Genomic DNA, 16,993 nt, shown 5'->3' with positions numbered 1-16,993 from the left:
AAACAGTTAGCGGAGGGCCGTGGGCCTCACCCACCCAGATACAGTTCGACCACCTCGTCGTCGGTGAGTATCTCGTCGGCGGCAGCTTGGATTCGGTTCTCACCCATGTCGAGGACGTAACCGCGGTCAGAGTGTTCGAGTGCCCGTTTCGCGTTCTGTTCTATCATCAGCACCGACGTGCCCGTCTCCCCGATTGCTGCAACCTTCTCGAAGACGAGTTCGACCATGTCGGGCGAGAGGCCTGCACTTGGTTCGTCGAGCAACAGCAAGTCGGGGTCGACCATGAGCGCTCGCCCCATGGCGAGCATCTGTCGCTGTCCGCCACTGAGCGTCCCCGCTTTCTGTTCTTTTCGCTTTTCGAGCACCGGGAAGTGTTCGAAGACCGTCTTCAACCGTTCGGGCGTAAACTCGTCGTCCGACGGCGCGCCGAGACGGAGGTTCTCTTCGATAGTGAGAGAGGGGAAGACGTTGTCGCTCTGCGGAACGAACGAGAGATTGTGGTCGGTCATCTCGTTCGGTTCCAACCCGGTCAAATCGACGCCGTCGAACGTGATAGTCCCGCTCCAGCAGTCGACGAGGCCGAAGAGCGTCTTCATGAGCGTCGACTTCCCGGCACCGTTCGGGCCGATGACCGTGACGACTTCTCCCTCGTGGACTTCGAGCGAGACACCGTGGATGATTTCGACGTCGCCGTACCCAGAGACGACGTCGGTTGCTTCGAGGAGCGTCATCAGGACTCACCTCCGAGCGCTGCAGTTTCGGTGTCTTCGCTCGTCCCACCGAGATACGCGGCAATGACATCGTCGTTGTCGAGGACATCCGCTGGGTCGCCGTCTGCGAGGACCGACCCCTCGTTCAGCACGATGAGTCGGTCCACGAGTTCTGCGAGCGTCTGAATCTCGTGTTCGATGACGAGGAAGGTCATTCCCTCGTCGTTCAGCGCCTCGATGTACTCGACGATTTCCTTCCCGAGCGTCGGATTGACGCCCGCGAGCGGTTCGTCCAGCATCAGCATCTCTGGTTCCAGCATGAGCGCCCGCGCGATTTCGAGGAGTTTCCGCTGGCCACCGGAGAGGTCACCGGCGTAGTGGTCGGCGACGTGGGTCAGGTCGAACTGTTCGAGCAAGTCGTCTGCCCGACGCTCGACTGTCGCTTCGTGGTCGGCCACCGAGTCGGGACTCCGAATCGCCTGTCCGAGTTCTTCGCCCGGATGGTCGGGGGCGGCGAGTTTGAGGTTCTCTTTGACGGACATGGTCGTGAGCTCTCTCGTGTGTTGGTACGTCCGAATCAACCCACGCTGGGCGATTTCGTGAATCGGCAGTCCGGTCACGTCGTCGCCGGCGAACGACACTGTGCCCGCGTCGGGTTCGAGAACCCCGGTGACACAGTTGAAGAATGTCGTCTTTCCGGCACCGTTCGGGCCGATGATACCGACCAACTCCCCGGACTCGATAGTGATGTCAGGTTCGTCGACGGCGACGAGGCCACCGAAGGCCTTCCGTAACCCGCGCGTCTCGAAGAGCGTCATTCGCGACTCACCCCCAGTTCGTCCGCGTTACCCCACAGACCTTCCGGTCGGTAGCGGACGATTGCGACGAGCAGTGCACCGACGACGACGAGTCGGAGTGACGCGAAGTCGACGGGGACTGACGACATCGAACTGTTGGCGAACCGAGTGAGCAACCGGAACCCGAGGATGAACGCGAGTCCGCCGAGGACGCCGCGGTGGTTTCCGGGGCCGCCGACGAGCATCCCCACCCAGACGAGGACGGTGACGTTGAGGGTGAAAAAGCCCGGTGAGACGGCACCGTTGTAGAGCGAGAAGAGCGACCCGGCGAGTCCGGCCAGCGCAGCCCCGAGGACGAACGACTGCATCCGGTAGGAGAACACGTCTTTGCCCAGTGATTTCGTCACTAGGTCGTCGGCGCGGATTGCTCTCAGCACGCGTCCGTACGGTGCGTCTGTGATTCGAACCAGCAACGCGTAGAACACGGCGAGGACGCCGGCGAAGACGATTGCAGTCGCCAGCATCGAGGTGTTGGGCGACTGGCCAGTCAGGTCGAAGAGTGGTTGTGGGACACCGGTTAGCCCGACGGACCCGCCGGTCACAGACGGGAAACTACTGAGCAGTCGATGGATGATTTCTGCAGTCGCCAGCGTCGCGACGGCGAGGAAGTCCTCACGAAGTCGCAGTGTCGTGAGGCCGATGAGGCCACCGAGGAGGCTTGCTGCGACGACAGACGCGACGACGCCGACAGGCCACGGCAGACCGAGGGCGATTCCTTTGAACGTCTCCGACGCCGTCAGCATAGCAGTCGCGTACGCCCCGACGGCGAAGAACGCGACGTGCCCGAAGTTGACCAGTCCGGTAAAGCCGTACTGGAGGTTGAGTCCGAGCACGAGCAGGCCCCACAGGAGGAAGGTGATTCCTACCTCGAAGAAGACGAGCGATTTGCTCGGAACGACCAGTGGTACGGGAGAGACGGCGATGACCGTCCCGACGAGTGCCAACACAACCCCGACCCACAGCATTCGCGTGTCCGAATCGTCGGGTGTCAGGGTGTCGATAGCGTCGAAACTCATGCGCGGCGCACCTCCTTCCCTGCGATACCCTCCGGGCGGACGAGCAACACACCGATGAGGACGACGAACGCCACTGTCGTCCCGAACTCCGATGCCCACGTCGGGAGGATGCCGACCGTGAGCGCCATCGCGATGCCGAGGATGTACGCGCCGACGATAGCCCCGTACGCGCTGCCTGCCCCCCCGAGAACCGCTGCCGCGAGGACGACGAGCAACTGTTCGTACCCGAGGAAGGGGCCGACAGAGTTCTGGACACCGAGGAGGACACCGGCGAGGCCAGCGAGTCCCGATGCGAGAAGCCAGACCCGACTCCGGATGGTTCCCGTGTCGATGCCGGCGACTTCGGCGAGTGTCTCGTCGTCACCCATCGCACGCATGGCGATGCCCGTCCGCGTCCGGGTCAACAGGACGTGGACGAGGACGAAGACGGCGACGGCGACGAGAAAGACAGAGAGACTCGACGTGTTGAACTGCACGCCACCGAGGACGTCGAAGCGGAACACGGACGCTTGCTGGAACTCGAAGAACCGACGCTTCGCTCCGGCGACCATCCGCACGCCGTTTCGGAGGATGAGGCCGAGGCCAATCGAGGTCAGCAACAGGGGAATCGGCCCCGTCTCTCGAATCGGCGTGAAAAACGCCCGCGAGAGTCCCCACCCGATGACGGCGGTCAGTGGGACTGCGAGGACGATGACCAGCGGAATCTGCAGGTCGAGAATCGTCGCGAGGACGAACCCGACGTACCCGCCGATGGTGATGTACTCCCCGTAGGCGAAGTTTATCATGTTTATCAGGCCGTATATCAGCGTGAACCCGACGGCGGCGATTGCGATGTACGATCCAGTTATCAGACCGAAGATAATGTTTTGTGCAATACCCATCTCAGTGAACTACCTGCTCGTCACTCGTTCGGAGGTGCGTCTGTCCACTCGATTCAGTACTCTTCGAGCACATTTTCGATGTCCGACGCGGGGACGACGTCCACTTGCTCGAAGGCACTCGGCGTGACGCGCTCGATGGCGACGTCGCCGAGGACGTTCCCGTAGTCGGTGAAGGTACACGGCGTCGCTGCACCCCGGTATTGGACTTCGTCGCCGTTGTCGAGTGCCTCTTTTCCGTCCGCGAAGTTCGACACCGTGGTGCCGCCTTCTCGGGTCACCGGGCCGAGATTCTTCTCGACTTCTTTCGGGTCTGAGGTTCCCGCGCGGTGGGCCGCTAGCGCGACGACGTTGACCATGTCGTAACAGGTGACTGCCCAGGCGTGGAGTGCCGGCGGGTCGGACTGGTACGACTTGTACTTCTCCTCGAACGCGTCGTACGCTGGACCCTGCCCGGTCGGAGAGGCAATCCACGCGCCTTCCGCCTGCTCACCAGCGTTCTCGATGAGTGCCTCGTCACGCAGTGCGTCTTCGAGAATCAACTGGCCGCCGTATCCCGCGTTGGACCACTCCCGGAGGATGGTGACCACGTCGTTCAGCCCGGTTGCGAGTCCCCACGCGTCGAAGTCCGCTTCGAAGAGTCGGTCGAGTTCGGCTTTGTACGTCGACTTCCCCTCCTCGACTTCGACCCGGTTGACGATTTCGCCGCCGCCGTTCGTGAACCACTTCTCGAAGGCGTCGGCCCACGAGCGTTCACCCTGTGCGGTACCGTTCAGGATGGCGACTTTCTCGTAGCCTTCGGACACCATCTTCTGTGCGGCACCCGCTGTGTGGATGCTGTCGCTGATTTGGGTCCGCCATATCCACTCGTCGTCGCTCAGGTCACCGGGCGTCCCGTGGTCACCGCCACGTCCGTCGACTGCCGTCGTCCCGAGCCAGTTCGAGACGATTGGAATCTCCTGGCTCGACAGGAAGTCGACGAGCGGCGTCACCTCACTCGAGAGGAGGCCGCCGACTACCGTCGCTTCGTCGTTGTTCTTGAACTGCTGGACGACGGTCCGCGCTTGCTGTGGCTTCAGCGCCGTCTCGCGTTGCTTGAGTTCCATCTCGTTTCCGAGCGGTCCACCTGCGTCGTTGACCTCTTCGATGGTCATCTCGGTGGCCGCCGTCACTGCGGGTTGCAGGAAGTCCCACTTACTGGTGGAGACGGTTGGCTGTCCGAGGAGCACCGTCTCGTTGCTCCCGCCGCCGGTCTCTCCGATACAGCCTGCGAGTGCGAAGGTTCCCGATGCGCCGAGCGTCTTGAGTGCACCCCTGCGAGTGATAGGTGTTCTCATACATCACGTTCAGTATTACTAATGGTATTTAGGAATTTCGGACAATTACAACTATCGGGACTATTGACTACATGCGGTGTAAAAAAAGACTACAATTTTACGAGAAATGCCGACTGTTGGCCTATTCGTCTAGATGAACGCCACCGTCGGCGACGCCGGGTGCTGCCACGTCGTCCATCCCGATTTCCGTAAGGCGGTCTGCCGACGGCCGTCCGTCGTCGCCCCATCCACGGAGTTCGTAGTACTCGCCGAGCATCTCGTCGAGTTCGACGACCTGTCCGGCGTTCGACCCGTCTTCGAACGACACGTCGGTGAAGATACTCGGGAGGGAGTCGTCTTCGCGAGACGCGCCTTCGCGGACGTTGAACAGGCGCTTCATGTTGAAGATGCGCTCCCCGTAGGAGAGGACGTCCTCGGTGTCGAGTTCGGTGCCGAGCGCCAACCCGAGCAGTTGGCCGACTTGTGCGACTTCGATGTTCTCGGTCCCCGGTGGGTACGAGAACTTACAGCCACACATGGAGTCGTAGACGCTGAAGAGGTTCTGCATGATGACCTCCAGTTCGGCCTTGCCTTCCGTCGCGTGACGCGGGTAGTCGTCCGAGTAGATTTCGAGGTCAGAGATGTCGTATCCGTAGATATCGACGTATCCCGTGAAGGCCCGCATGTGACACGCACCACGGTTCGACGTGGCGTAGGTGAGGCCCATGGTCTTCTGTGCACGCGGTTCGTGCATCGGCACTTCGAGGCCTTTGACGTGGACTGCGTGCTCGGACGCGTCGAGGTCCGCCGCCGCGCGGACGACGCCGTCTGCGAGCGTCTCACCGAGGCCGTCTCGGTCTGCGATTCTGTGGACGAGTTCGACGATTGCCTCGTCGTTGCCCCAGTCCAGTTCGAGGTCGGTGTCCACGTCGTCGAGGAAGCCACGGTCCTGCATGGCGATGGCGAACGCGACGACGTGACCGGCGCTGATGGTGTCGAGACCGTATCGGTTACAGAGTTCGTTCGCTCGGGCGATACTCTCGAAGTCGTCGTTCTTGCTGAGGCTACCGAAGGAGGCGAGCGTCTCGTACTCCGGGCCACCTTGGTCAGAGAGCGTCCCGTATTTGTCGCTCACCATCGAGACGACGCGGCCACAGGAGATGGGGCACTGTCCACACGCGTACGTCTTGGTCAGATAATCTTCCGACATCCGCGGGCCACTGATGTCCCACGCACCGTCGAAGGCGGACTCTTCGAAGTACTTCGTCGGGAGGTTCTGGAACACCTCGGACTCTTCTTCGATGGCCGCCGCAGTCCCGTGGTCTCGCCGCGTCTTCGTACTGGGCGTCTGGGTGACGGTCTGTGTGAGTTCGAGCGTCAACTGCTTGTACGCCTCGAAGTCGGGGATGTGGCGGTGAACGTCGCCCGTCCCGATGACACTGATAGCTTTGAGGTTCTTCGACCCCATCACCGCACCCATCCCGGTTCGGCCCGCGGCGCGTTTGATGTCGTTCATGACGGCGGCGAACCGAACCTCGTTCTCGCCCGCCCGGCCGATAGTGCTCACGACGGCATCGTCACCGACCTCTGCCTGAATCTGTTCGGTGGTCTCGGGCACGTCGCTTCCCCAGAGGTCCGTCGCGTCCCGGAGTTCGTACTCCCCGTCTTCGACGTGGAGGTAGACAGGGTCGTCCGCCTGTCCCTCGACGATGACGAAGTCGAATCCGGCACGCCGGAGGACGCTCCCCCAGTCGCCGCCACTCGTCGCCTCTCCGAGGAGTCCCGTCAGCGGACTCTTCGCGCTCACCGAGTGTCGACCGCTCGTCGGTGCGCGCGTTCCGGTGATTGGACCGGTCGCGAAGACGAGTTTGTTCTCCGGGCCGAGGGGGTCGACACCCGGTTCGAGTTCTTCGTAGAGTAGTCGCGCGGCCACCCCAGTGCCGCCGAGGTACCGGTCGATCCATCTGTCTGGGAGCTGTTCTTCCGTGATTGATTCGGTGTCGAGGTCGACCCGAAGCGCGGTGCCGAAGGCAGGCATGTAATCACCCGAACACTCAATACAGGACCAATTAAGCATTATGACTGATTCCTGATGGTATCTCGATGAAACTGAGTAATCGGCCTCGATATCTGTGCCCCGGTGCGATATCTCGGACTCAATTGGGAATTATTCCGAATATTGCGGATTCGAACGGTCGCTGGCGCGTTTTTTCGCCCTTGAAGACGTGTGGATTTCAGACACGACAGTGTTTCCCCCAGTCTCCCCCCGACGAAAACACGAGAAAACTCTACACTTTGGAAAGCATTTATATACTTAATTCTACCATTTACAACCATGGCAAACGTTAACCTCGACGAGAAGGACTTCGAGATTCTCCGATGGTTAGATAGTGAAGGTGACGTGGACGTAGACGAACTGAGTGAGAAACTCGGTATCAGTCCATCGACGGTGTACTACCGCATGGAGAAGTACCGCGAACAGGGTATCATCGACGGAAAAGTCCCTCAGTTAGACCAGAAGAAACTCGGTCTGAATCTCACCGCAATCAGCGAAATCAAGAGCGAGTACGGCCCCGGATACGACGAAATCGGTGAGCGTCTCTCCAATATCTCCGGCGTCCAGACGGCGTACTTCATGGTGGGAGAGAAGTCGTTCATCCTCATCGCTCACCTCCGAGACCACGACCATCTCCAGAAGTTCATCGACGACATCATCCACACGGAAGGCGTCTCGCACTCGGCGACACACATCGTCCTGAAGACGTTCAAAGACGAACCCAGACTGCTCGTCAACTACGACGACGAAGACCTCGAAGCGCTCCAGTCCTGACTACGCTGTCGCCTCACCCACCACTCATCGCCTCCGTAATCTGGACCGTCTCCACGCCGTCGAGTGCCGTCTCTAATCCGTCGAGTGGCCCGACCTTTCGGCCGTCGACGAACACCTGTACCTGTCCGCGAATCTCACCGTCAGAGAGAACGCGTTCTCCGAGCACTGGATGCGTCGCGGACAGCGACTCGATGACGTCGGCGACGGTCTCTCCATCGACCGAAAATCGCTTCTCCCCGACTGCGTCTCGAACCGGGCCGTAGAGGACAACCGTGACCATGTACTCTCTCGACTATCATCCCTCTTTACCTCTTGGGGTTGTGACGGCCCACGTTCTCTAGACTTAGAACAAATTTTTGCGTATGAAATTGGAATGACTATTGCGAGAGGAAGATAAAAATAGGATTACTACAAACCATGCGGTCGATGACGAAGGTAACAGACATGACGAACGCCATCTCGGGTGCCGTAGACGAGGGTGACACCGTCTACCTCGGGGGATTCACCCACCTCATTCCGTTCGCTGCGGGCCACGAGATAATCAGACAGGGGTACGAGGACCTCCACCTCATTCGAGCGACGCCGGACCTCGTCTTCGACCAGATGATTGCCGCAGGTTGTGCGTCGGCAGTCACCTTCTCGTGGGCAGGCAACCCCGGCGTCGGAAGTCTTCGTGCCTTCCGTCGCGCCGTCGAAGACGGCGTGCCGAACCCCATCGACATCGACGAATACTCGCACTTCGGACTCGTCTCGCGTCTCTTCGCGGGTGCGCGAGATATGCCCTTCGTACCGCTTCGGAGTCTCCTCGGGTCGAGTCTGCCGGAGCACAACGACAACATCAGAACCGTCCAGAATCCGTTCGACCCGGACGAAGAGGTGTGTGTCGTCCCGCCGCTCAAACCGGACGTCTCCATCGTCCGCGCGCAGCGTGCGAGTCCCGAAGGCGACGCCCACATCTGGGGTATCACGGGCGACGTCGTCGACGCGGCGTTCGCCGCCGACACCGTCGTCCTCGCCGTCGAGGAAATCGTCGACACCGACACGCTCCGGAGCGACCCCAACCGAACCGAGATTCCGGGGACTGCGGTCGATTACGTCGTCGAGGAACCGTACGGGTCGCATCCGTCCTACACGCAGGGATACTACGGCCGGGACAACACTGCGTACCTCGAATGGAACGAGGTGTCTGAGACCCACGAATCGACGCAAGAATGGCTCGACGAGTGGGTCTACGGTGTCGAAAACCGCCGGCAGTACGTCGAGAAACTCGGCGTCGAACGACTCCTCGACCTCGAACCGACCCACGACTACGCCGAACCCATCGACATGGGGCGATACGCATGAGTGACCCGGACTACACGGAGACGGAGATGATGATAACGCGGGCGGCACAGGAACTCCAGAACGCCGACACCGTCCTCGTCGGCGTCGGCGTGCCGAATCTCGCGTGCAACCTCGCAAAACAGACCCACGCACCGGACCTGGAGATGGTCTACGAGTCGGGGACGGTGGATTCGAACCCAGACTCCCTCCCGCTTTCTATCGGTGACCCGGTGCTCGCGACGGGTGCGCGGAGCATCGTTCCGATGTACGAGGGATTCAGTCGCTACCTGCAGGCCGGACGAATCGACGTCGGGTTCCTCGGCGGTGCGCAAATCGACAAACAGGGGAACATCAACTCGACGGTCATCGGCGACTACGACGACCCGAAAGTTCGCCTGCCCGGCAGCGGTGGTGCCTGTGAAATCTCCAGTAACGCCCACCGGACGCTCATCATCGCACCCCACCAGAAGCGCCGCTTCCCGGAAGAAGTCGACTTCATCACGTCTCCGGGCTACGTCGACGGGCGCGAGGGACGCGACGAACTCGGACTTCGTGGCGGTCCAGAGGCGGTCATCACCGACAAAGCCGTCATGAAGTTCGACGAGTCGGGCGAGATGTACGTCGAGACGCTCCACCCCGGCGTCACCCGCGAGGAAGTCCAGGAGGCGACCGGATGGGAGGTTCAGTTCGCCGACGACGTGGGCAAGACGCCGACGCCCGACGACGACGAGATTCGCCTCATCCGTGAGGAACTCGACCCAGACGGCATCTACACCGGTGGTGGGGAGTAGTGCGCGACGTCGCCATCGTCGGCGCTGGCCAGAGTGCCTACGGTGAACACGCCGACGCGGGTGTCAAGGAACTGTTCGCCACCGCCTACGACGCGATGGTCGAATCGGTCGACAGAAGCTACGACGCCGACGAACTCGACGGGGCGTACGTCGGCAGTCTCGGCGTCGGTGGCTACCAACTCGGCATCACGGGCGCGTCGCTCACGTCGCACGTCGGATTGACCGGTCTGCCGGTCCAGCGCGTCGAGAACGCGTGTGCATCAGGTGGGTTTGCGCTTCTCGATGCGGTTCACGCCGTCGGGTCGGGCGCGAGTGACGCCGTCCTCGCAGGCGGCGTCGAGAAGATGCTCGACCTGAGCGGCGACCGGTCGAAATACTGGCTCGGCGTCAGCGGCGACACCGAGTACGAGCGTCTCGCGGGCATGACGTTCGCGGGCGTCTACGCCATCGCCGCCCAGCGATATCTCGCGGAGACGGACGCCGAACACGAACACCTCTCGAAAGTCGCAGTGAAGAACCACGAGAACGGCGCGGTCAACCCCAAGGCACAGTTCCAGCGTGAAGTCTCACTGGAGAAAGCGACGTCTGCACCGGAGATTGCCGACCCGCTGAACCTCTACGACGCCTGTCCGACGACGGACGGCGCGGCGTGTGCGATGGTCGTCCCCGCAGAAGACGCCCACGAGTACACCGACGACCCGGTGTACATCACGGGGTTCGGCGGCGGAAGCGACCATCTCGCACTCCACGACAGGGAGACGATTACCTCGCTCGAAGCGGTCCGAGAGGCGGCAGAGACGGCCTACGACCGGGCCGACCGAACGCCCGACGATATCGACTTCGCCGAGGTTCACGACTGTTTCACTATCGCAGAACTCCTCGCGTACGAGGACCTCGGCTTCGCCGAACGCGGCGAGGGGTGGCGTCTCATCGACGAGGGGCGAACGCGGAGAGACGGCGACATCCCAGTCAACACCAGTGGCGGTCTGAAGTCGAAGGGCCACCCGCTGGGTGCGACGGGAATTGGGCAAGTCGTCGAAGTGTTCGACCAACTCCGCGGCGACGCCGGTGAGAGACAGGTCGACGGGAACGTCGCACTCTCGCACAACGTCGGTGGGTCCGGCGGTGCCGCGACTGTCTTCATCTACGAGGTGGACGCATGACCGTCGGCATCACCGACTACGGCGTCTCGCTTCCCACCTACCACATCACTGCCGACGAGTACGAGACGGTCTGGAGTCGGTTCGCGGCCAGAATCGACCGAAAGACCGTGCTGGCGTACGACGAAGACGCAGTCACGATGGCGACGGCGGCGGCCAGCACAGTCGACACCGGCGACGTCGACACGCTCGCCGTCGCGACGACGGCCAACCCGCAGGCGGGGACGCTCGTCAGCGGACCACTCTCGTTGGCGACTGGCCTCGACGGCGCGACTCGCACGCTCGAATTCGGGAGTTCGTGGAAGGCCGGCCTGGAAGCGTTCGACGCGGCACTCTCGTTCGGGTCGGGTCTCGTCGTCGCGTCCGACGCACCGGAGGCGCCGATGGAAGAAGACACCGAGCACATCCTCGGGGCCGGTGCTGCGGCGTTCGCCGTCGGTGACGACGACCCGGTTGCGACTGTCGAGGGGAGTGCGCACTACGTCGACGCCTACCTGCCGGCGAAGTTCGAGTCGGACGGACAGGTCACCGACCTCTCGCTGGGTGGGTATACGACAGACGGGTTCGTCGAAGCGCTCTCTGCCGTCGTCGACGACGCACTCGCCGAGGCAGACTGTTCCACAGACGACGTCGATTACGCCGTCTTCCCGCAGGACGACGTGAAGATGTCGTGGCGTGGCGGCGGCAAACTCGGGTTCGACGGCGACCAGATGGGTGCCGGGTTCGTCGTCAACCGGATGGGGTTCGCAGGCGTCGCGTCACCGCTCGTCGGACTCGCTGCCGCACTCGACGCGGCGGAACCGGGGTCGACGGTACTCGTCGCAGGGTACGGATACGGGCACGGAGCGAGCGCGTTCGTCCTCGAAACGACGGCGGAAATCGAATCGACGTCTGCCGGTGTCGAAGACGCACTCGAATCGACCGAACCACTGAGTTACGCTGAATTCACGCGACTGCAGGAGGTGTCCAACTGATGGGAGCACACATCTCGATACCGATGTACGAACGGACTGTCGGCCAACGTCTGGCGTTCGAAGGCGAACGCTGTACCGACTGTGGGACCATCGCGTTCCCGCCGAAAGGTGCCTGCCCCGACTGCCGAAACGACGAGTTCGAGACGGTGGACCTCTCGGGTGACGGAACCATCTACTCGTACACGGTGCTCTCACCGGGTGGCGCGCCACCGGAGTTCGCCGGACAGGCACGCGCCGAAGGTCGGTACGTCGTCGCTATCGTCGAACTGGACGAGGGGCCGCGTATCACCGCACAGGTCACCAACGTCGACCCGGACGCCGTCGACATCGGCACGCGGGTGACCGGAACGATACGTCGAATCTACGAAGAAGAAGACGTGGTGCGCTACGGATTCAAGTTCGTCCCGGCGGACGACTGACGACCCGTTCGAACCCAGTGCTGTACCGTTTTTCCCAGTCTCGATACCTGCGCTGTCCCTTCTTGCTCCAGTCTCGGTACCTGCACTGTCTCTCTCCGGTTCAGGCTTGATTAATCACGTGTGGTCTAGGTCGCTGCCCAAAAATTTAGAATAATTACAAGATAATTGCTCTGCATTTGCTCTGTAGTTAGTTTTAATAGCCCCTATTTTGTGGGCTATGGTAGACGAGGGCAACCTCCATGGAACGAGAACACTATACAGAATCGGTTCGGGAGAACCACCGAAACGCAATCGAAGACGCGCGAGCGCTCGGCACGTTCGACGCGTGGATTGGTGGCGAGTCGCGCCCCGCCGAGAGCGGCGCGACGTTCGAGACGCGCGACCCAGTCGTGGACGAACCCATCCTCTCTGTCCCCCGATGCGACGGGGCTGACGTCGATGCGGCAGTCGACGCGGCGTGGGACGCCTACGACGGCGAGTGGGGACAGACGACGCCGGTGGAGCGCTCGCGGACGCTCCAGGAGTGGGTCGGTGTGCTTCGTGACCACCTCGACGAACTGGCGCTCCTCGAGAGCCTCGACACGGGGAAACCGCTTTCGTACGCCGAAGGTGAGGTGACGAAGGGCCTCGACTTCATCGAGTACTACGCGAACGTCTGCCGGGCCGAAGAGGGCAAGCAAATCGCGGCGGCCAACGACGCCCACATCTACACGCGACGCGAACCGTACGGCGTCGTCGGCTGTGTGACGCCGTGGAACTATCCGCTCGTCCTCACCTCGTGGAAGATTGGCCCGGCGCTGGCCGCAGGCAACGCCGTCGTCCTCAAGCCCGCCGAACAGAGTCCGCTCACGGCGCTTCGAATCGCGGAACTCTCCGAAGGCATCCTCCCCGACGGCGTCCTGAACGTCGTCACCGGGTTCGGTGACGAGGCGGGCGCATCCGTGAGCGGTCACGAGGACGTTCGCAAAGTCTCGTTCACCGGCGAAGACGTGACCGGTGAGGCAGTCATGACTGCGGCGGCGGCGAACATCACGCCGGTCACGCTAGAACTCGGCGGCAAGTCGCCGTTCGTCGTCTTCCCCGACGCGGACGTCGAGCAGGCAGCGGAGACTGTCGCCGGGAGCATCACGTACAACACCGGCCAGTCGTGTGACGCCTGTTCACGGGCTATCGTCCACGAAGACGTTCGCGACGAGTTCGTCGAACATCTCGTCGACGAGGTGGAGTCACACACTATCGGTGACCCACTGGACGAGGAGACGACGCTCGGTCCGCTCGTCTCGAAAGCGCAGTACGACAAAGTAACCGAGTATCTCGGCATCGGTGTCGACGAGGGGGCAACCCTCGCGACAGGTGGCGACGCTGTGGTCGGCGAGGGACTCGAGGACGGGTGGTTCGTCGAACCCGCCGTCTTCGTCGACGCGGACAACGACATGCGCATCGCACAGGAGGAGATTTTCGGCCCCGTCGAAACCGTCGTCACGTTCAGCGACTACGAGGAGGCAATCGAACTCGCAAACGACGTCGAGTTCGGCCTCGCGGCGGGCGTCGCCACGGAAAATGGGTCGCTCGCCCACCGCGCCGCGGCGGACATCGACGCCGGTAGCATCTGGGTGAACAAGTACTACGGGCGAACTGTAACCGGAAGTCCGTTCGGCGGATTCAAGCGCTCCGGCACGGGCCGTGAGTGTGCCCGCGACACGCTCGAAGCGTACACGCAAGAGAAGACGGTCCACGTCCCAATCGAACAGGACCCGACGCTCTAACCCGGTTTTCACTCCGGCCCCGCACTTTTCGTTTCGTCGCCGACATTCTCGAAGACCGACGGGTATGCTCGAGTTTGAAAATGGCAGTTTGTGTTTTAGAATCTCTACGAAATCTGACTTCCTCAGTAAGACTTATTTCATTATGGGGTGCAGTCAATCGTGATAGATGGCACAACAGAACCACATCTTCTACAAGTGGGGAGGTGGTATCGAGCCAGACCTTCCGAGAGTCGACCACGCGGAAGATGAGTTCCTCGTGACGGACGACGGAGAGAGACTCATCGACGCTGCGGCCGGTGCAGCAGTGACGAATCTCGGCCACTCGGTTCCGGGCATCGAACAGATTTTCGAAACCCAGTCTGCGGACGTTTCGTACCTCAGCCTTTCACACTTCTCTCACGACGCACCAGAGTCGTTGGCGCGCACGCTCGCGACGCGTGCGCCCGGTGACCTCTCGAAAGTGTTCTACACGAACTCCGGGAGTGAAGCGAACGAGGCAGCGTTCAAGCTCGCACGCGAGTACTTCCGTGCTCGCGGGCAGACCGACAAATCGGTCGTCGTCTCGCGGTGGCAGTCGTACCACGGTGCGACGTTCGGGGCACTTTCGGCCACCGGGAACACGCTCCGTCGTCGTGGGTTCGAACCGTATCTCACGGATTGGGAGCACATCTCGCCGGCGTATCCGTACCGCTGGTCGTACGACGGAACGCCAGAAGAACAGGCCCGCGCCGCCGCGCGCGAACTCGAGACGACGATTCGACAGCGTGGCCCAGAGACGGTGGCGGCGTTCGTCGCAGAACCCGTCGGCGGGGCGAGTATCCCTGCGGCAGCACCACACCCGTCGTACTACGAAGAGATACGTGCCATCTGTGACGAGTACGACGTGCTCTTCATCGCGGACGAAGTGATGACCGGATTCGGCCGCACCGGACCGCTGTTCGCGATGGAAAACTACGGCGTCGTTCCGGACATGATGACGCTCGGTAAGGGTCTCACGAGTGGGTACACGCCGATGAGTGCCGTCCTCATCAACGACCGCATCGCCGACGAGTTCGAACAAACCGGTGCGTCGTTCGCACACGGCCACACCTTCAGCGGGAACCCACTGTCGGCGGCAGTCGCCGACTTCGTGGTCGAAAAGTACACCGACGGCGTCCTCGAGACGGGCAAGAAACGCGGCGAGCAACTCACGGGCGAACTCGGCCACCTCCGTAACCACCCGATGGTGGGTGACTTCCGCGCGATGGGACCGATGGTCGGCATCGAGTTCGTCGCGGACAAAGAGACGAAAGAACCGTTCGACCCGTCGAAGAAGGTGTACAAACAGGTCTACGACGCCGCCCTCGAACGCGGTGTCTACACCTACCCCGGAAAGGGGTCCGTCGATGGCCTCGCGGGCGACCACCTGATGCTCTCGCCGCCGCTGACGCTGAGCGAGGAGTCAGTCACGAAGATTGCAACAGCAGTCGAGGGCGCAATCGAGGACGTGTACCGACGGCTGAACCCAGAGGTGACAGCATAATGGCAACCCAGGTGCAGGACGAACAGGAGACAGACCCAGAAGACGTGACTGCCCTCGACAACGCCCGACGGCAGTTAGAACGGGCGGCGAAACTCGTCGACGTCGACGAGGGTATCGTCGAGCGTCTGAAACACCCGACCAAGGTACAGCGAGTTGCCGTCCCACTGAAACGCGACGACGGCGACGTAGAAGTGTACACCGGCTATCGGTCTCAACACGACGACGTTCGCGGACCGTACAAAGGCGGACTCCGATTCCACCCGGACGTCACCGAAGACGAGTGCGTGGGCCTCTCCATGTGGATGACGTGGAAGTGCGCCGTGATGGACCTCCCGTTTGGCGGTGCCAAGGGTGGCATCGTCGTCAACCCGAAGGACCTCTCGACGGACGAAAAAGAGCGACTGACGCGACGCTTCGCCGAAGAACTCCGTGACTTCGTCGGCCCGAAGAAAGATATCCCGGCCCCCGACATGGGAACCGACGCTCAGACGATGGCGTGGTTCATGGACGCCTACTCGATGCAGGAAGGCGAGACGACGCCGGGCGTCGTCACCGGCAAACCACCGGTCATCGGCGGGAGCTACGGCCGTGAAGAAGCACCCGGACGCTCCGTCGCCATCATCGCCCGGGAGGCAATCGACTACTACGACATGGATATCGAAGAGACCACCGTCGCGGTTCAGGGCTTCGGGTCTGTCGGTGCCAACGCTGCCCGACTCCTCGACGACTACGGTGCGAACGTCGTGGCCGTTTCGGACGTAAACGGTGCCATCTACGACCCCGAGGGCCTCGACACGCACGACGTGCCGACACACGAGGAAGAACCGGAGGCGGTGATGAAGTACGACGCACAGGAGAAACTGTCCAACGAGGAACTCCTCGAACTCGACGTCGACGTGCTCGTCCCGGCGGCCATCGGCGACGTCATCACCACCGCCAACGCCGCCGACATCGCCGCCGACATCGTCGTCGAAGGCGCGAACGGCCCGACGACGTTCGCCGCCGCCGAGATACTCGAAGACAGGGGCGTGGCAGTCATCCCCGACATCCTCGCTAACGCCGGCGGGGTCACCGTCTCGTACTTCGAGTGGTTACAGGATATCAACCGCCGTGCGTGGTCGCTCGAACGCGTCTACGAGGAACTCGAATCCTCGATGCTCGAAGCGTGGGGCGACGTGAGCGAGGCGAGAGACGAACTCGACGTGACGTGGCGCGACGCCGCCTACGTGGTCGGTCTCTCCCGCATCGCGGAGGCCAAGGAATCACGGGGGCTCTGGCCATAACCGGGCATCCCGCGTTCGACCATTACAGTCCCCGCTGTCTGGCATGCTTCGTTACCACCACTATCCTCCGTTTTCGCGTGAATCGGTCGTCGGTAGATGAGTCTCTCCCGTCGTTCTGCTAGCAGAATCGTTCTTGCCACTGTTTCAG

General features: G+C 62.0%; 16 protein-coding genes. 9 read left to right on the top strand and 7 right to left on the bottom strand.

Annotated elements, in window-relative coordinates:
* Nucleotides 1–26: 26 nt before the first annotated feature.
* The 6 genes from ACK3R5_RS17475 to ACK3R5_RS17450 form a co-directional block, all read right to left on the bottom strand.
* A complete protein-coding gene (locus ACK3R5_RS17475; RefSeq protein ID WP_411968757.1) occupies nucleotides 27–731 on the bottom strand; it encodes an ABC transporter ATP-binding protein in 705 nt (234 codons plus the stop codon).
* The gene (locus tag ACK3R5_RS17470) at nucleotides 731–1,528 is read right to left on the bottom strand and encodes an ABC transporter ATP-binding protein (RefSeq protein ID WP_411968756.1); all 798 of its coding nucleotides are present in this window, start codon (nucleotides 1,526–1,528) and stop codon (nucleotides 731–733) included. Before ACK3R5_RS17470 ends, ACK3R5_RS17475 begins: the two co-directional genes overlap by 1 nt.
* On the bottom strand, nucleotides 1,525–2,583 hold the full coding sequence (locus ACK3R5_RS17465) for a branched-chain amino acid ABC transporter permease (protein ID WP_411966084.1): 1,059 nt from the start codon (nucleotides 2,581–2,583) through the stop codon (nucleotides 1,525–1,527). The genes ACK3R5_RS17470 and ACK3R5_RS17465 overlap by 4 nt, the downstream gene beginning before the upstream one ends.
* A complete protein-coding gene (locus ACK3R5_RS17460; protein ID WP_411966085.1) occupies nucleotides 2,580–3,464 on the bottom strand; it encodes a branched-chain amino acid ABC transporter permease in 885 nt (294 codons plus the stop codon). Before ACK3R5_RS17460 ends, ACK3R5_RS17465 begins: the two co-directional genes overlap by 4 nt.
* Nucleotides 3,465–3,517: 53 nt before the next feature.
* Nucleotides 3,518–4,798, bottom strand: coding sequence for an ABC transporter substrate-binding protein (locus ACK3R5_RS17455; protein ID WP_411968755.1), 1,281 nt, complete (start codon nucleotides 4,796–4,798; stop codon nucleotides 3,518–3,520).
* Between the two features lie 121 nt (nucleotides 4,799–4,919).
* A complete protein-coding gene (locus ACK3R5_RS17450; RefSeq protein WP_411968754.1) occupies nucleotides 4,920–6,815 on the bottom strand; it encodes an aldehyde ferredoxin oxidoreductase family protein in 1,896 nt (631 codons plus the stop codon).
* A 297-nt stretch (nucleotides 6,816–7,112) separates the two neighbouring features.
* Here ACK3R5_RS17450 and ACK3R5_RS17445 point away from each other — a divergent pair, with 297 nt between their 5' ends.
* Nucleotides 7,113–7,607, top strand: coding sequence for an Lrp/AsnC family transcriptional regulator (locus ACK3R5_RS17445; protein ID WP_411966088.1), 495 nt, complete (start codon nucleotides 7,113–7,115; stop codon nucleotides 7,605–7,607).
* A 13-nt stretch (nucleotides 7,608–7,620) separates the two neighbouring features.
* On the opposite strand, the gene ACK3R5_RS17440 is transcribed toward ACK3R5_RS17445, so the two are convergent.
* Entirely contained in the window at nucleotides 7,621–7,887 is a 267-nt protein-coding gene (locus ACK3R5_RS17440; protein ID WP_411966090.1) for a MoaD/ThiS family protein, read from the bottom strand.
* Between the two features lie 146 nt (nucleotides 7,888–8,033).
* On the opposite strand from ACK3R5_RS17440, the gene ACK3R5_RS17435 reads away from it, so the two are divergent.
* The 8 genes from ACK3R5_RS17435 (at nucleotide 8,034) to gdhB (ending at nucleotide 16,845) form a co-directional block, all read left to right on the top strand.
* Complete coding sequence (locus ACK3R5_RS17435) at nucleotides 8,034–8,951, top strand: CoA transferase subunit A (protein ID WP_411966091.1); 918 nt, start codon at nucleotides 8,034–8,036, stop codon at nucleotides 8,949–8,951.
* Nucleotides 8,948–9,721 (top strand): CoA-transferase subunit beta, encoded by a 774-nt coding sequence (locus ACK3R5_RS17430; protein ID WP_411968753.1) that lies wholly within the window; start codon nucleotides 8,948–8,950, stop codon nucleotides 9,719–9,721. Before ACK3R5_RS17435 ends, ACK3R5_RS17430 begins: the two co-directional genes overlap by 4 nt.
* Nucleotides 9,721–10,884 (top strand): thiolase domain-containing protein, encoded by a 1,164-nt coding sequence (locus tag ACK3R5_RS17425; protein WP_411968752.1) that lies wholly within the window; start codon nucleotides 9,721–9,723, stop codon nucleotides 10,882–10,884. Before ACK3R5_RS17430 ends, ACK3R5_RS17425 begins: the two co-directional genes overlap by 1 nt.
* Complete coding sequence (locus ACK3R5_RS17420; protein WP_411968751.1) at nucleotides 10,881–11,855, top strand: hypothetical protein; 975 nt, start codon at nucleotides 10,881–10,883, stop codon at nucleotides 11,853–11,855. Before ACK3R5_RS17425 ends, ACK3R5_RS17420 begins: the two co-directional genes overlap by 4 nt.
* Nucleotides 11,855–12,274, top strand: coding sequence for a Zn-ribbon domain-containing OB-fold protein (locus ACK3R5_RS17415; protein WP_411966095.1), 420 nt, complete (start codon nucleotides 11,855–11,857; stop codon nucleotides 12,272–12,274). Before ACK3R5_RS17420 ends, ACK3R5_RS17415 begins: the two co-directional genes overlap by 1 nt.
* 239 nt (nucleotides 12,275–12,513) lie before the next feature.
* The gene (locus ACK3R5_RS17410; RefSeq protein WP_411968750.1) at nucleotides 12,514–14,040 is read left to right on the top strand and encodes an aldehyde dehydrogenase family protein; all 1,527 of its coding nucleotides are present in this window, start codon (nucleotides 12,514–12,516) and stop codon (nucleotides 14,038–14,040) included.
* A 166-nt stretch (nucleotides 14,041–14,206) separates the two neighbouring features.
* The gene (locus ACK3R5_RS17405; protein WP_411968749.1) at nucleotides 14,207–15,562 is read left to right on the top strand and encodes an aspartate aminotransferase family protein; all 1,356 of its coding nucleotides are present in this window, start codon (nucleotides 14,207–14,209) and stop codon (nucleotides 15,560–15,562) included.
* Nucleotides 15,562–16,845: a glutamate dehydrogenase GdhB gene (gdhB, locus tag ACK3R5_RS17400; protein ID WP_411968748.1), complete on the top strand. Its 1,284-nt coding sequence runs from the start codon at nucleotides 15,562–15,564 to the stop codon at nucleotides 16,843–16,845. Before ACK3R5_RS17405 ends, gdhB begins: the two co-directional genes overlap by 1 nt.
* Nucleotides 16,846–16,993: the final 148 nt, after the last annotated feature.

It is taken from the genome of Haloferax sp. YSSS75 (assembly GCF_046764215.1).
Taxonomy (GTDB): Archaea; Halobacteriota; Halobacteria; order Halobacteriales; family Haloferacaceae; genus Haloferax.
Note: the sequence above shows the minus strand (reverse complement) of the source record. Positions and strands in the feature narration are given on the sequence as shown.

What these genes read in the sequence shown, in the direction of transcription:
- ACK3R5_RS17475 (WP_411968757.1), bottom strand. Translation starts at nt 731, where the DNA reads ATGACGCTCCTCGAAGCAACCGACGTCGTCTCTGGGTACGGCGACGTC.
- ACK3R5_RS17470 (WP_411968756.1), bottom strand. Translation starts at nt 1,528, where the DNA reads ATGACGCTCTTCGAGACGCGCGGGTTACGGAAGGCCTTCGGTGGCCTC.
- ACK3R5_RS17465 (WP_411966084.1), bottom strand. Translation starts at nt 2,583, where the DNA reads ATGAGTTTCGACGCTATCGACACCCTGACACCCGACGATTCGGACACG.
- ACK3R5_RS17460 (WP_411966085.1), bottom strand. Translation starts at nt 3,464, where the DNA reads ATGGGTATTGCACAAAACATTATCTTCGGTCTGATAACTGGATCGTAC.
- ACK3R5_RS17455 (WP_411968755.1), bottom strand. Translation starts at nt 4,798, where the DNA reads ATGAGAACACCTATCACTCGCAGGGGTGCACTCAAGACGCTCGGCGCA.
- ACK3R5_RS17450 (WP_411968754.1), bottom strand. Translation starts at nt 6,815, where the DNA reads ATGCCTGCCTTCGGCACCGCGCTTCGGGTCGACCTCGACACCGAATCA.
- ACK3R5_RS17445 (WP_411966088.1), top strand. Translation starts at nt 7,113, where the DNA reads ATGGCAAACGTTAACCTCGACGAGAAGGACTTCGAGATTCTCCGATGG.
- ACK3R5_RS17440 (WP_411966090.1), bottom strand. Translation starts at nt 7,887, where the DNA reads ATGGTCACGGTTGTCCTCTACGGCCCGGTTCGAGACGCAGTCGGGGAG.
- ACK3R5_RS17435 (WP_411966091.1), top strand. Translation starts at nt 8,034, where the DNA reads ATGACGAAGGTAACAGACATGACGAACGCCATCTCGGGTGCCGTAGAC.
- ACK3R5_RS17430 (WP_411968753.1), top strand. Translation starts at nt 8,948, where the DNA reads ATGAGTGACCCGGACTACACGGAGACGGAGATGATGATAACGCGGGCG.
- ACK3R5_RS17420 (WP_411968751.1), top strand. Translation starts at nt 10,881, where the DNA reads ATGACCGTCGGCATCACCGACTACGGCGTCTCGCTTCCCACCTACCAC.
- ACK3R5_RS17415 (WP_411966095.1), top strand. Translation starts at nt 11,855, where the DNA reads ATGGGAGCACACATCTCGATACCGATGTACGAACGGACTGTCGGCCAA.
- ACK3R5_RS17410 (WP_411968750.1), top strand. Translation starts at nt 12,514, where the DNA reads ATGGAACGAGAACACTATACAGAATCGGTTCGGGAGAACCACCGAAAC.
- ACK3R5_RS17405 (WP_411968749.1), top strand. Translation starts at nt 14,207, where the DNA reads ATGGCACAACAGAACCACATCTTCTACAAGTGGGGAGGTGGTATCGAG.
- gdhB (WP_411968748.1), top strand. Translation starts at nt 15,562, where the DNA reads ATGGCAACCCAGGTGCAGGACGAACAGGAGACAGACCCAGAAGACGTG.